This is a genomic window from Streptomyces sp. NPDC017993, assembly GCF_044328065.1.
In the GTDB taxonomy this organism is placed as follows: domain Bacteria; phylum Actinomycetota; class Actinomycetes; order Streptomycetales; family Streptomycetaceae; genus Streptomyces.
The window spans coordinates 103,259-116,158 of sequence record NZ_JBIRGO010000006.1; the positions used below are offsets into that span (position 1 = coordinate 103,259).

The 12,900-nt window shown below is 67.8% G+C and carries 14 protein-coding genes and 1 riboswitch; of the genes, 11 read left to right on the plus strand and 3 right to left on the minus strand.

Annotation, left to right across the window (positions count from 1 at the left end; translation table 11 throughout):
* Window positions 1-2: 2 nt before the first annotated feature.
* The 6 genes from ACH4FH_RS12370 (at window position 3) to ACH4FH_RS12395 (ending at window position 5,675) form a co-directional block, all read left to right on the plus strand.
* Entirely contained in the window at window positions 3-968 is a 966-nt protein-coding gene (locus tag ACH4FH_RS12370) for a 3-hydroxyacyl-CoA dehydrogenase NAD-binding domain-containing protein (protein ID WP_398555740.1), read from the plus strand.
* Window positions 965-2,173: an acyl-CoA dehydrogenase family protein gene (locus ACH4FH_RS12375; protein WP_398555741.1), complete on the plus strand. Its 1,209-nt coding sequence runs from the start codon at window positions 965-967 to the stop codon at window positions 2,171-2,173. Before ACH4FH_RS12370 ends, ACH4FH_RS12375 begins: the two co-directional genes overlap by 4 nt.
* A 267-nt stretch (window positions 2,174-2,440) precedes the next feature.
* The gene (locus ACH4FH_RS12380) at window positions 2,441-3,340 is read left to right on the plus strand and encodes a universal stress protein (RefSeq protein WP_398555742.1); all 900 of its coding nucleotides are present in this window, start codon (window positions 2,441-2,443) and stop codon (window positions 3,338-3,340) included.
* 219 nt (window positions 3,341-3,559) lie between these two features.
* Window positions 3,560-4,384 (plus strand): VOC family protein, encoded by an 825-nt coding sequence (locus ACH4FH_RS12385; protein WP_398555743.1) that lies wholly within the window; start codon window positions 3,560-3,562, stop codon window positions 4,382-4,384.
* Between the two features lie 235 nt (window positions 4,385-4,619).
* Entirely contained in the window at window positions 4,620-5,267 is a 648-nt protein-coding gene (locus ACH4FH_RS12390) for a class I SAM-dependent DNA methyltransferase (protein WP_398555744.1), read from the plus strand.
* 270 nt (window positions 5,268-5,537) lie between these two features.
* Entirely contained in the window at window positions 5,538-5,675 is a 138-nt protein-coding gene (locus tag ACH4FH_RS12395) for a hypothetical protein (protein WP_398555745.1), read from the plus strand.
* 112 nt (window positions 5,676-5,787) lie between these two features.
* Here ACH4FH_RS12395 and ACH4FH_RS12400 read toward each other — a convergent pair whose 3' ends face one another.
* Window positions 5,788-6,633, minus strand: coding sequence for an MIP/aquaporin family protein (locus ACH4FH_RS12400; RefSeq protein ID WP_398555746.1), 846 nt, complete (start codon window positions 6,631-6,633; stop codon window positions 5,788-5,790).
* 459 nt (window positions 6,634-7,092) lie between these two features.
* Here ACH4FH_RS12400 and ACH4FH_RS12405 point away from each other — a divergent pair, with 459 nt between their 5' ends.
* Entirely contained in the window at window positions 7,093-7,443 is a 351-nt protein-coding gene (locus ACH4FH_RS12405; protein WP_398555747.1) for a CrcB family protein, read from the plus strand.
* A 115-nt stretch (window positions 7,444-7,558) separates the two neighbouring features.
* Here ACH4FH_RS12405 and ACH4FH_RS12410 read toward each other — a convergent pair whose 3' ends face one another.
* Window positions 7,559-8,128, minus strand: a complete 570-nt coding sequence (locus ACH4FH_RS12410; protein WP_398555748.1) for a hypothetical protein — start codon at window positions 8,126-8,128, stop codon at window positions 7,559-7,561.
* 220 nt (window positions 8,129-8,348) lie between these two features.
* Here ACH4FH_RS12410 and ACH4FH_RS12415 point away from each other — a divergent pair, with 220 nt between their 5' ends.
* Window positions 8,349-9,224, plus strand: coding sequence for a proline iminopeptidase-family hydrolase (locus ACH4FH_RS12415; RefSeq protein WP_398555749.1), 876 nt, complete (start codon window positions 8,349-8,351; stop codon window positions 9,222-9,224).
* Between the two features lie 411 nt (window positions 9,225-9,635).
* Here ACH4FH_RS12415 and ACH4FH_RS12420 read toward each other — a convergent pair whose 3' ends face one another.
* The gene (locus tag ACH4FH_RS12420; protein ID WP_398555750.1) at window positions 9,636-10,256 is read right to left on the minus strand and encodes a TetR/AcrR family transcriptional regulator; all 621 of its coding nucleotides are present in this window, start codon (window positions 10,254-10,256) and stop codon (window positions 9,636-9,638) included.
* Between the two features lie 100 nt (window positions 10,257-10,356).
* On the opposite strand from ACH4FH_RS12420, the gene ACH4FH_RS12425 reads away from it, so the two are divergent.
* From ACH4FH_RS12425 to ACH4FH_RS12435, 3 genes are all read left to right on the plus strand, one after another.
* Window positions 10,357-11,403: an FAD-dependent oxidoreductase gene (locus ACH4FH_RS12425; RefSeq protein ID WP_398555751.1), complete on the plus strand. Its 1,047-nt coding sequence runs from the start codon at window positions 10,357-10,359 to the stop codon at window positions 11,401-11,403.
* 175 nt (window positions 11,404-11,578) lie between these two features.
* Window positions 11,579-11,786, plus strand: a riboswitch (cobalamin riboswitch).
* A gap of 29 nt (window positions 11,787-11,815) precedes the next feature.
* On the plus strand, window positions 11,816-12,529 hold the full coding sequence (locus ACH4FH_RS12430; protein ID WP_398555752.1) for an energy-coupling factor ABC transporter permease: 714 nt from the start codon (window positions 11,816-11,818) through the stop codon (window positions 12,527-12,529).
* Window positions 12,529-12,897 carry an energy-coupling factor ABC transporter substrate-binding protein gene (locus ACH4FH_RS12435; RefSeq protein ID WP_398555753.1) on the plus strand — a complete coding sequence of 123 codons (369 nt, stop codon included), beginning with the start codon at window positions 12,529-12,531 and terminating at the stop codon, window positions 12,895-12,897. Before ACH4FH_RS12430 ends, ACH4FH_RS12435 begins: the two co-directional genes overlap by 1 nt.
* Window positions 12,898-12,900 lie beyond the last annotated feature (3 nt).

Here is a 12,900-nt window from a genome sequence, read left to right on the forward strand (position 1 = left end):
CCATGAGCAACACACCTACCACCGTGGCCGTGATCGGCGCCGGGACCATAGGACTCTCGTGGGCCGCCCTCTTCGCCGGGCACGGACTTCAGGTGCGGGTCACCGATCCGCGCCCCGATCTCGCCGAAGCCGTCGATGCGGCGCTGGCCGAGGCCGCCCCTCAGCTGGCCCGGCAGGGACTCGACACCGACGGCCTCGCCGGCCGGGTCCACCTGGCCGGCGACGTCACCGAGGCCGTCCGCCACGCCGATGTCGTCCAGGAGAACGGCCCGGAGAACGCCGCCTTCAAGCGGGAGCTCTTCGCCACCCTGATCCGTGAAGCCCCCTCCCACGCACTCCTGTTGAGCTCCTCCTCCGCCATCCCCTCCAGCGCGTTCACCGAGGAGCTCGACGACGCCGGACGCGTCCTGATCGGCCATCCCTTCAACCCGCCGCACCTCGTGCCGCTGGTGGAAGTCGTGCCCGGCCCACGCACCCGCGAGGACTCCGTCAACCGGGCGGTGGACTTCTACCGCTCGGTCGGCCGGATCCCGGTGGTGGAACGCAAGGAAATCCCCGGCTTCGTCGGCAACCGCCTGCAGAACGCACTCAGCCGTGAGGCGATCCACCTGGTGGAACAGGGTGTGGTCGGCCCGACCGAGCTCGACGCGATCATGGTGAACTCGCTCGGTCTGCGCTGGTCGACCGTGGGCCCCTTTCTCGGCGCCCACCTGGGCGGCGGCCCCGGCGGCTACCGGCACATGGCCGAGCACATCGGCCCGTCGATGCAGACGATGTGGGACTCCCTCGGCCGTCCCGAGCAGAACCCCGAACAGACCGAACGGCTCATCAGGGCCGTGGAGGACGCTTACGGCTCCCGCTCGTACCGCGACCTCAGCCAGGAGCGCGACCGCAAGCAGCTCGCCGTCCTCGGCGCCCTGAACAACGCCGGCACCAACAACAACCAGAACGAGGAGACCCGGTCATGACCGCCACCCATCAGGAGAACGAAGCGACCGACGGTCTCACCGCCGACTTCTACGCCTACGAGAACCTGCTGCCCAACGACGAGCGCAAGCTGCTCCTGCAGGCCCGTGACTTCATGCGCACCGAGGTGAAGCCGCTGGTCAACGACGCCTGGGCCAAGGGGGAGTTCCCCCGCGAACTGATCGACAGGTTCCGTGGGCTCGGCCTCGCCGGCGTCCCGTACGAGGGGTACGGCGACCCGCTGCCCGCCGGGAGCAACCTGCTGGTCGGCATGCTCTCCATGGAGTACACCCGCACCGACGCCTCGTCCGCGACCTTCTTCGGCGTCCACAACGGACTGGCCATGTACAGCATCTACCGCGGCGGCGACCAGGAGCAGCGCGACCGCTGGCTGCCCGCGATGGCCGCCCTCGACAAGATCGGCGCCTTCGCCATGACCGAGCCCCTCGGCGGCTCCGATGTGGCGGGCGGGATGCGCACCACCGCCCGACGGGCCGGCGACCACTGGATCCTCAACGGCGCCAAGCGCTGGATCGGCAACGGCACCTTCGCCGATCTGGTCATCGTCTGGGCGCGCGACGAGGCCGACAACAAGGTCAAGGGCTTCGTGGTGGAGCGGGGCACCCCCGGCTTCTCGGCCGCGAAGATCGAGAACAAGACGGCCTTCCGTATCGTCGAGAACGCCGATCTCACCCTGACCGACGTCCGCGTCCCGGAGGCCGACCGCCTCCAGCGGGTGGACTCGTTCCGCGATGTCGCGGAGATCCTGCGCGCCACCCGCAGCGGCGTCGCCTGGCAGGCCCTCGGCGTCATGATCGGCGCATATGAACTCGCGCTCGCCTACGCCAAGGAGCGCCGGCAGTTCGGCCGCCCGATCGCCCGTTTCCAGCTCGTGCAGGACCTCCTCGTCAAGAGCCTGGGCAACATCACCGCCTCCTGGGGCATGCTCGTCCAGCTGGCCCGTCTGCAGGACGCCGGGATCTTCCGCGACGAACACTCCTCCCTGGCCAAGGCCTTCGTCACCGCCCGGATGCGCGAGGTCGTGGCCTGGAGCCGGGAGATATTCGGCGGCAACGGAATCGTTCTCGACTACGACGTCGCCCGTTTCTTCGCCGACGCCGAGGCCATCTACTCCTTCGAGGGCACCCGCGAGATGAACACCCTCATCGTCGGCAAGGCCATCACCGGCGAGAGCGCCTTCGTCTGACATCCCGGCCCCTGCCGCACTACGCGGTGGGGCGGCGCCCCCGAGCCGCGTCCGGTGCCCTGACAGCACCGGGCGCGGCCTTCCGCCCCGGACCTCACCCGGCCGGCGCATGCCGCTGACGGCCCGAGGCCGAACGGCGCACCTCCCGCAGGTCCTGGCGGCACCAGGGTCATTCGGCCCTATCGGGGGCCTTCGTGGCCCTGCCGCCGTCAGTTCGACGATGGGAGCGTGGGGGTGTGCGACCGATCGACGGCCCGAGGAGACCAGATGGACACCGACACTCCCGTTGGCCCGAAGTCCAAAAAGATCGTCGTAGGCATCGATGATTCACAACGTGCCAGGTCAGCCGCCCTTTGGGCGGCGGATGAGGCCGATCGGCACCAGCTGCCGCTGCTGGTCGTGCTCGGGGCGGACCTCGACCGGCTGACGCGGTTCGCGTCGTTCGAGACGGTCGAGCGCATTCGCAGCTCGGGACGGTCCCTGCTGCTCGAAACCCTGTCCGCCGTACAGCAGCGCTTCCCCGGTCTCACCGTGACCGAGGAGCTGAGTTTCAAGGAGCCCGTGGCAGCCCTCCACACATCGGCCGGACCGAAGGACACCATCGTCATCGGCAGCCGAGGCCGCGGCGGCTTCCGATCGCTCAAGCTGGGTTCCGTGAGCCTCGGTGTGGCCGCAGGAAGCGCCGTGCCGGTCATCGTGGTGCGCGACGAGATCGAACGGCCGGAGACCGGACTGGTCACGGCCGCGGTCCACGGGCCGACCGACGCCGCCTGGCTGGCCCGAGCCGCTCGAGAAGCCCAGGTCCGCAAAGCCTCCCTCCGGTTGCTGAGCGTCCAAAAGCATCTCTCCCACGTCGGCCCCGAGGACACCACGCCCGACGACGTCGCTGCGGTCGCGCGCAGGCGTGACGACGTCGAAGCGGCTCTGGTTTCCGGTCTCCGTGCCGAATTCCCCCGTCTCGACATCACCGCGGACGTGGAAACGGGCAGATCCGCCGCCGCGGTCCTCGTCGAGGCCAGTCGTCACACCGACCTGCTTGTCCTGGGTGCACGGCGATCCGACAACGTGCGCTCGGGCCTGGGGCGCGTGACCCACACGCTGCTGCATCACTCCCACTGCCCCGTAGCGGTCGTGCCGCGACGTGCAGGAGACGACCAGGAGGAGTGACGACAGCCAACTGCTCGGCTTCCGCCGGTTGGCTGACCTGTCCGATCGCCCCTTTTGTGCCAGAATAGAAATGATCTTCCCATAGAGCGCTACCGCGGATCGTGAGGCTGTCGTCGCGCAGACGCACCAACGAGACCGTCGCTTCCGTACCGCCCGGACCTTCTCGTCCCGGCGGCGAGACGGGCACTCCGTCGTACACGACACAGGAGTCGATCGAACATGACTGATTACCCGGAAGGCGCCCCGTGCTGGGCGGACGCGATGTTCGACGACGTGGAGGCCGCCAAGACCTTCTACTCGGACGTGCTGGGCTGGACCTTCGGCGAGTCGTCCACCGAGTACGGCAACTACACACAGGCCTACTCCGACGGCAAGGCGGTCGCGGCCGTGGTCCCGCCGGCGCCCGGCGGAGAGGCTCCGTCGCAGTGGTGTCTGTACTTCGCGTCGCCCGACGCGGCGGCCACCGCCGAGAAGATCAAGTCGGCGGGCGGCGAGTTGCTGATGGAACCGATGCAGGTCGGCGCCTTCGGCACGATGCTGATCGCGAAGGAGCCGAGCGGCGCGGTCTTCGGCATCTGGCAGCCGGGCGAGCACAAGGGCTTCGAGAAGACCGGGGAGCCGGGCTCGTACGCCTGGGCCGAGGTCTTCACCCGGGATGTGGGGAAGGTGGACGGGTTCCTCCCGAAGGTCTTCCCGTACGAGGCCCAGCAGATGGAAATGGGCGATGACCCCGAGGCCGCGGGCATGGACTTCAAGCTCTTCAGCGTGGGCGGCCGCAGCCCCGAGAACGTGGTGCTGGGCCGGATGAACATGGGCGACGAGTTCCCGCCGGAGATTCCCCCGTACATCCAGGTCTACTTCGGCGTCCCGGACTGCGACGAGGCGGTCTCCAAGACGCAGAAGCTGGGCGGCCGGCTCCACTTCGGCCCGATGGACAGCCCCTTCGGCCGGTTCGCCGCCCTGACGGACCAGCAGGGCGCGGCGTTCGCGGTGATCGATATGTCGACGACGTCCGGCGAGATGCCGAAGATCAAGGACGCCTAGGAGCTGTCCGGACGATCATGTGACGGCGCGGGTTCGGATCGTTGGCCTAGGCATGGGGCGGGATCAGCGTGGTGCGGGCCGCGGACACCCGCTAGCTACGACAACGCGGCTACATGCTCCTCGGAACCGTCACCGCAGCTTCCCTCGTCGTCTGGCTCCGCGTGTGATCGGCCGCACAAGTCCTCCGGCAGACGTTCTTGAAGCGCATGCATCCTCCGCCCGCTACGGTCTCTGGGTGACCGAACTCCCGACGTTGCATGCCACCCGTGAGGCCTACGACGCCATCGCACCCACCTACGCGCAGCTGTTCCACGACTCCCTGCGCGACCGCCCCCTGGAGCGCGCCCTCCTGCGTGCCTTCGCGGAGCTGGTACGGGCAAACGGCGACGGTGAGGTCGCAGACCTCGGCTGTGGACCGGGTTACGTCACGGCTCACTTGCACGGGTTGGGCCTGAATGCTTTCGGTGTTGACGCCTCCTCCGTGATGGTCGAGCTCGCTCGCGAGGCGAACCCCGGACTTCGGTTCGAGGTCGGCTCGATGGCCGCACTGGACATCGAGGACGGCACGCTGGGCGGGGTGCTCTCGCGGTGGTCCGTCATCCATACCCCGCCGCAGGACGTGCCCGCCGTCTTGGCCGAGATCGCGCGGGTCCTGGCTCCCGGCGGGCACCTGTTGATCGACTTCCCCGCCACCGACGGCCCCCACCACGAGACGCAGACCTACGACCATGCGGTGGCAACGGCCTACCGCTGGTCCCCCGACAGTCTCGCCGCGCTCCTGCGCGACCACGGACTGAGTCAGGCAGCCCGCACGGTGATCGAGCCGAAGCCCACCGACCAGCGGCAGTTCCAAGAGGTCCAGCTCCTCGCCTGCAAGGCATAGACCTCGATCACGTGACGGCAACTGCTCGGATCGATGGGCCGGGGATCGAACGAGATCGGCTGGGCGAGGAGCAGCCTCCCGAGTCACATGATCGCCCGGGCAGCTCCTAGGACCTGCCCGTCCGATCGTGTGGCTGCCTCACGCCCAGGTCTCGTTGCTCTGGACATGGGCGGGGAGCATCTCCTCCGCGAGCTGGAGGAGTTGGCGGGTGGCGGGTGAGAGGCCGCGGCACCCCCGACTTCGGCAGGCTGACCGACAAGCCCGTGCCCATTGTGGGGCGTCTCGCAGTTCCTGATCCAGGACGGCCGGATCGTAAAGGAATTCCGCATCTACGACGAAATCTCCCTGCGAGCCCAGATCAACAGCACCCGAGGTGACGGCCCCTCGGTGGAAGCGAACATCTACTGACCCCACACCCCCACCCACCCCCGCGCGGCCGGAAATCCCAACGCGCGAGCAGGCCCGCCGCTTCGGACGAAGAGGCGGGCCTGCTCGCGATTGCTCTGCAGGAAGGAGAAGCTCAGGACTCCGGCGCCGGGACCCGGCCTGGGGGCTCGGGCTCGGCTGTGGGCAGGAAATTGCCGATGAGGAACTTGTAGACGCCGGCCCCGAGGACGCCACCCACCAATGGTCCGACGATGGGCACCCAGAAATACAGCTCCCCCCATTGGTCTCGCCAGGCGCCTCCATAGCCGGTGATGAAGCTGGCAAGTCGGGGGCCGAAGTCGCGTGCCGGGTTGATCGCGTAACCGGCGTCGGTGCCCCAGGCCATGCCGATGGCGACCACGACCAAGCCGATGATGAACGGGGCCAGATTGGCGCCGGGCGGCGTGTTCAGCAGGTCGGTGATCGCGAAGATGAGAAGCACCAGCAGGGCGGTGCCGATCACTTGATCTCGGAGGGCGCCCCATTCGTGGATTCCGGCCGTGAGGGAACCGTTCCCCGGCAGCGTGGAAAAGACGAACTGCGTCTTGATCGTGTGCGTCGGGTCAGCCCTGGCCAATACTTCCGTGTAGTTCCAGCGCACCAGCAGTGCGGCGACGAAGGCGCCGGCTGTCTGGGCGAGGGCGTAGGGCACGACCTTGGCCCACGAGAAGCCTTTGAAGGTGGCCAGGGCCAGCGTCACGGCCGGATTGAGGTGGGCGCCGCTGAGGCGGGCCGCGACGTACACGCCGAGGGTGACGCCCAGGCCCCAGGCCCACGCGATGCTGTCGTGGTCGCCCAGTCCACCCTTCGGCTCTGTGAGGGCACCTCCAGCTACCACCTGAGCCACGACGCCGCACCCGAAGAGAATGAGTACCATCGTGCCCAGGAATTCCGCGGAGAGTTCGCGGAACAGCTGTGGCTTGCCAACCGGTTCGCTCATGTTTATCGGCGTCTCCTCGGCGATTCAGGGCGCAGTGTGCCGGCGTCGGGGCTTTCGCCTGATCATGGTGGGACTGCGGACACCACGCCACCCGGAGCCCGGCTGACAGGGCGTAATCACTCCGACGGGGTGATGCCGTTGCTCCGTCTGAGTTGCCGTGTGGCATTCCGCAATTCTGCCCACGCGCGGTCGGATTTCCTTCCGGGAACCAAGGGATAGTGTGCGGAATCAGGCCGGAGCGGTTCGCCGAAACGTCGGATGTGCCGCCTGAGCCCTGCCACCGCTATCCACCTGACGTACCTTCGGGGGTCAATCACCGGTGCGCGAGGGAGGCTCCGCTTTCGGCCGGCGGTCCGCCTCCTCCTGCCCACGATGTCGTCGCGCCGCACCAAGTGGCGGCGTGAGAGCACGCTCAAGCGTGACTCCGTTACCGCTCGTTTCGCGAGAGGGAGCCTTCCCGTGTCTCTACTACTGACCCTGCTGGGTGGATTGAGCGGCGGGGCGCTGCGCTACGGGACCGAACGGTACCTTCGGTCGCTCTTCCGTAGCCCTACGCACTGGATTCCCTTCGTCCTCAATTTCGTCGGGTGCTTCCTGTTCGGCGCGCTGGCGGGATGGGCCTATCTGCACCGGATGAGCAGCGGGATGATGCTGCTGGGCGGGGTCGTCACCGCATTCAGCTTCTGCGGCTACGAGGCCGGCCGGGCGCTGGCACACGGTCGGCACGGGGTCGCCCTGCTCAACTCCTTGACCGGCTGGTTCATCGGGCTGACCGCCGCAGGCATGGGTGTCTTCATCAGCCTTGGCTGACGGTGCATCCAGCGGCATCACCGGAGACCGGGCGGCCTCTCAGACATCCCGGGTGTCCGGCTGCCCGAGTGCCCGTGCCGTCCGGGCTGATCCCCTGGCCCTCACGCAGTGCATCTCAACCGCGCTGATGCGCAGCGTAATCTCGGGTGAACCTGACCGCGAGGACGATGAGAGCGACCGGGATAACCCAGTTCAGCCAGTCGTCCGCGGAGGTGAAACGCAGCGCGAGCCACCCGAGGAGGGCAATGACGGCGAATACACAAGCCCACAGCAGTGTCAGGACACGATTAGCCTTCTTGAACCGAGGTGTGTCCCACACCTGCTCAGGTGTTGACTTCCGGGCGTACTGAGCCGTGAAGGGGTCGAAGGCGAGCGAAGCGAAGGCCACCAGGGCGATGAGCCCGCTTGAGATCACCTGGGCGTATTCCTCCAGCCAGATTCCCTGACCGCGATCCCACACCAGCGCGAGGATCGATACGACGGCGAAGAAGACGAGCCCCGCCGCGTTGAGGACGTTCACTTGCCCTCGCCGGATATCAGGCACGGTGAGAACTACTGATGCGATCAAGCCGGCCAAAGCGGCGTAACCCCACGTACTTGGGCCGGCGACCACGTCGAAGATGATCCACGGGGCGAAGGCGAAGAAGAGGCTGCCGTTTCCCGGACCTGCGTCACGATCGGCCACTCGATCTTCCTTTCTGCGGTGGGGCGGGCCAGGTGACGCTACGACACCTTGGCGTCCGACCTTTGAGGTCAGTGCGCTCGGAACCCGCGCCAATTGCGAATACACCCGAATGACGTGCACCGACAGAGCGCGGCGTTCTCCCATTGTGCTTCCGCCTACGCGAATGGGGCGAGGCGGCCCACTGACACCGTTTGAGTTGTGGTACCTGTGCTGAGTGCTCATGGAGACCCACACCCTGCCGCTACCAGATGGCAATATCTACGCCGAAGTCCATGGATCAGGGGACGCCGTACCCTTGCTGGCGCTGCACGGCGGGCCGGCAGCAGGCTGTGAATATCTGAGCTCGCTCGCACGGCTGACCGACGGCGGTCGGCAAGTGATCCTTTACGATCAACTCGGCTGTGGCCGGTCGGACAAACCGGATGACCCGTCCTTGTGGACCCCAGCCCGATTTGCGACCGAAGTTCAGCAAGTGCGGGACGCTCTGGGATTGGACCGGGTACATCTCTTCGGCCAGTCGTGGGGCGGCATGCTGGCGATCGATTACATGCTGGGCCGGCCGTCGGGGGTCGTGTCCTTGGTTTTCGACGACACGACCGCGAGTATCCCTCAGGCCGCTGAAGGACTCCTCCGGCTGCGAAGTGAGCTACCGCCGGAATCCCGCGCGGCGCTCGACGAAGGTGATCGCACCGGCCGGAGAGACACCCCTGCTTATCAAGGGGCTCTCATCACCTTTTACCAACGACACGTGTGTCGGCTCGAATCCTGGCCGCAGGAGATGTTCCAGATGGCGGAGAACATGGACGGGAGCCCCGTCTACTCCCACATGTGGGGCCCCGACGAACTCAGCCCCAGCGGCTCCCTCGCATCGTGGGATCGGCGGGACCGTCTTCCCGAAATCACCGCGCCGGCCCTGGTACTGGCAGGCGAATACGGCGAACTCGTCCCGGAATGCTCCCGGACCCTCGACGCCGGCATGCCGGACTCACAGCTAGTCCTCCTGCCTGAGTGCTCACACCTCCCCCACCTCGAGGATCCGGAACGGTGGTTCAGCGCCGTCGCCAAATTCCTTGACGAAGCAGAATCCCGACCCTGACGGTGAGAGGGGGCCGCCCCCCGGCCGATGGCTCCCTCGCCCTCACGAATCACCCCGAACGGGCGGGTACCTGCACTCAGAGTGAGTGTCAGGGGAGCGCGTGGGGTCGATCATGTTCCACGTGAGAGCGAGGCGGGCTCGTGCTCCCGCACAACCTCACTACGGCCGTCCACCCACGCTCGGCGCAGGAGCCTCGACCATCTGAAGCGATCGAACGAGTCGCTGGTCGGGGGGTTCAGGTCGATCGGCGGAACGCCGGCATGTCGGCCAGCGCAACGGGGTCATACGGTGGCCCGCTTCTGACCCGAGAGGCCTTTGATGTCGAAGTCACGTGCCAGTCATGGGCAGTTGGGGAGTGTGAGAACGACTTGCCCCAGACCGATGTGAGCGATGTGAGAGATGTGAGAGATGTCAGGACCCTCCATCAGCTCCATTGCCAGGCAGCTTCCGGTCTTCGGGATATACCGCCTGCAGGAGGTCGCGGGCAAAGCGGTCGGGGTCGCCCAGGCCCGCCGCCGCCAGGGTGGCCGGCCCATCAGCCAGCAGGTGGGGGATGGCGGCGTGCATCGCGAGGGTGACGACGGCGGCGCGCTGCGGGGTGACGGGAAGGCCGGCGGTTCGCTGCGCCGTTTCGAGACCAGCGAAGTCGGAGGCCGCGATGGGGTCGAGGACAGCCGAGAGCCAGGGCTTGCGGGCCGCTTCGGCCTGTAGCTCCAGGTAAGCGAGAAGCCGGGGACGGCCAGGCCCGACGACGTTCCGGAGGAGATCCCCGAACATGCCGACAAGCCCCTCACGGTCGGTGGGCGGTGCACCGGCGGCCGCCATCTGTGCGGTGGTGTCGCGGTACTGCTCCAGACAGCGCTCGGCTACCGCGCGCAGGAGGGCGTCCCGGGTCGGGAAGTAGTTCTTGGTCGTGCCGTGCGGTACGTCCGCGGCCGCGTCGACCGCACGGTGCGTCAGACCGCGTCCGCCTGCGGCGGCCAGTACGCCGATGGCCGCATCACGCAGGCGGTCCCGTCGGTCCGGATTCACTGCCAGAGGCCCTCTCTCCTCGACTCCTTGCCCACAGTACCCCAACCGTGGTACCACAGGTGTGGTGGTCCGTTGGATCGGAAGCGTCACGGGAGGCGGCATGACCGGAAGTGCGGTTGTCGTGGGGGCGGGAGTGGGCGGACTGGCGACTGCGCTCGGGCTGCGCCGAGCCGGCTGGGCAGTCACGATTCTGGAGCGCCGGACGGAACTCGAGCGGTACGGCACCGCCTTCGGCATCCATCCCACCGCTCAGGCCGCGCTCGACCGCCTCGGAGTGGGTGAGTCCTTCCGCGCCCGGGCGGTGCCCTACCGGAACGCCCGGATCCGTACCCCGCAAGGGAAGGTGATGGCGCGTCTTCCGCTGGAGCGGATCGAGCGCAAGGCCGGCCGGCCCGAACTTCTCATTTCCCGGCCCTATTTGATCGACGCGCTCCTGGCCGAGTTACGCGCCTTCGGGGACGTCCCGCTCAAGGTCGGCGAGAACGTCAGCGATGTGCATGCGCTCCTTGCCGACAATGACCTGGTGGTAGGAGCTGACGGAATCCGCAGTGCCGTGCGTGCCGCATGTTCCGGCGGCGGGCGCAGCGGCCCGCGGCGTCTCGGGGCCGTTGCCTGGATCGGTGTAGCCGACTTCGACAGCGGCATGTACGGCGAAACCTGGGGCCCTGGCCGGTTCTTCGGAATGACGCCCATCGAGCCCGGCCGCACCAACTGGTACGCCACCGTCCCCGAGGCCACCACCTCCCAAGAACTGCGCCGAATGTTCGAGGGCTGGCACGACCCCATCCCCCGGATACTCGCCGAGACCGACCCGGCCACCTGGATCCGCTACGAGATGCGACATCTGTTCCCCGCCCTTCCCGCCTTCGTCGACCACGGAAAGGTCGCCTTGGTCGGAGACGCCGCGCACGCCATGACCCCCAACCTGGGCCAGGGGGCGTGCACCGCGATTCTCGACGCCGAGGCCCTTACCCGGGCCGTCGCCGCACACGGAACGGCCGCCCTGCCATCCGCCCTGCGCACCTACGACGCGGAGCGCCGCCGGAGTGCTCAGCGGATCGCCTTCGCCTCACGGAACCTGCACCGCTTCATGTCCACCGAGCGCACCCGCCTGCGTGATGCGCTGATCCGTACGCTGCCGAGCTGAAGGGCGAGGAGAGCGCACAGAGGGCGTGGACATCGGATCGAGCTTGGTCATCGGACGGGGGGCAGCGACCCCCACCGAGAATGCCAGGCCGATCCCAGGGCAGCCCGTTTCCGCAGAAGCCGGGCTCCCCTGCCGCCGCTGCGAATGCAGGGGGTGAGCCTCGCCCGGCTCCACTTGTCACCGCACCCGACCTGGCACTACTGTCACCACGCCTTGGTGAACGGGAAATTCGGTGTGATGCCGGTGCGGCCCTCGCCACTGTGAATCGGGAAGTCCGACTCCGGCCCTCGCGGGCAGCCACTGGGTCCTTGTGATCCGGGAAGGCGGAGTCCGGGCGGTGGTACCCGTCAGCCAGGAGACCGGCCAAGGCACTTCAACCATCCACGAGGTGCTGGAGAGGGTCTGCTGAGCCATGCACATAGCCGAGGGATTTCTGCCTCCGGCGCACGCGGTCGCCTGGGGCGTCGCGTCGGCGCCATTCGTCGTCCACGGAGTCCGGTCACTGACCCGTGAGGTCAAGGAGCATCCCGAGAGCACTCTGCTCCTCGGTGCGTCCGGGGCCTTCACCTTTGTTCTGTCCGCGCTGAAACTGCCCTCGGTGACGGGGAGCTGCTCCCACCCCACCGGTACGGGGCTGGGCGCCATCCTGTTCCGCCCGCCGATCATGGCGGTGCTCGGCACCATCACCCTGCTGTTCCAGGCCCTTCTGCTCGCCCACGGCGGCCTGACCACGCTCGGCGCCAACGTCTTCTCGATGGCGATCGTCGGGCCCTGGGCCGGGTACGCGGTCTACAAGCTGCTGCGCCGCTTCGCCGTGCCTTTGATGGTGGCGGTGTTCTTCGGCGCTTTCGTCGCCGACCTGTCCACCTACTGCGTCACCAGCGTGCAGCTGGCGCTCGCCTTCCCGGACCCGAGCAGCGGATTCCTGGGCGCGCTCGGCAAGTTCGGCACCATCTTCGCGGTCACCCAGATCCCGCTCGCGGTGAGCGAGGGGCTCCTCACGGTGCTCGTGATGCGGCTGCTCGTGCAGTCCAGCAAGGGTGAGCTGACCCGGCTCGGCGTGTTCCTCGCCGGCAAGCAGGCCCGGGCCGAGAAGAGCGAGACCGAGACCGAGGCGGTGACCTGATGAGCAGGAACGCGAAGATCAACACCCTGCTGCTGGTGGTCGTGGCCGCACTGGCCGTCCTGCCGCTGGTCCTCGGCCTCGGTGACCACAAGAAGGAGCCGTTCACGGGCGCCGACGCGCAGGCCGAGACGGCGATCACCGAGCTCGACCCCGACTACAAGCCCTGGTTCTCTCCGCTGTACGAGCCGCCGTCCGGCGAGATCGAGTCGGCGCTGTTCGCCCTCCAGGCCGCCATCGGCGCGGGCGTCCTCGCCTTCTACTTCGGCCTGCGGCGCGGACGCCGCCAGGGCGAGCTGCGCGCACAGTCGCGGCAGAACGCCGAAGGCGCCGAGAGCGGTGCCGGGGTATCCGCAGCCCAGGGGGACTGACCG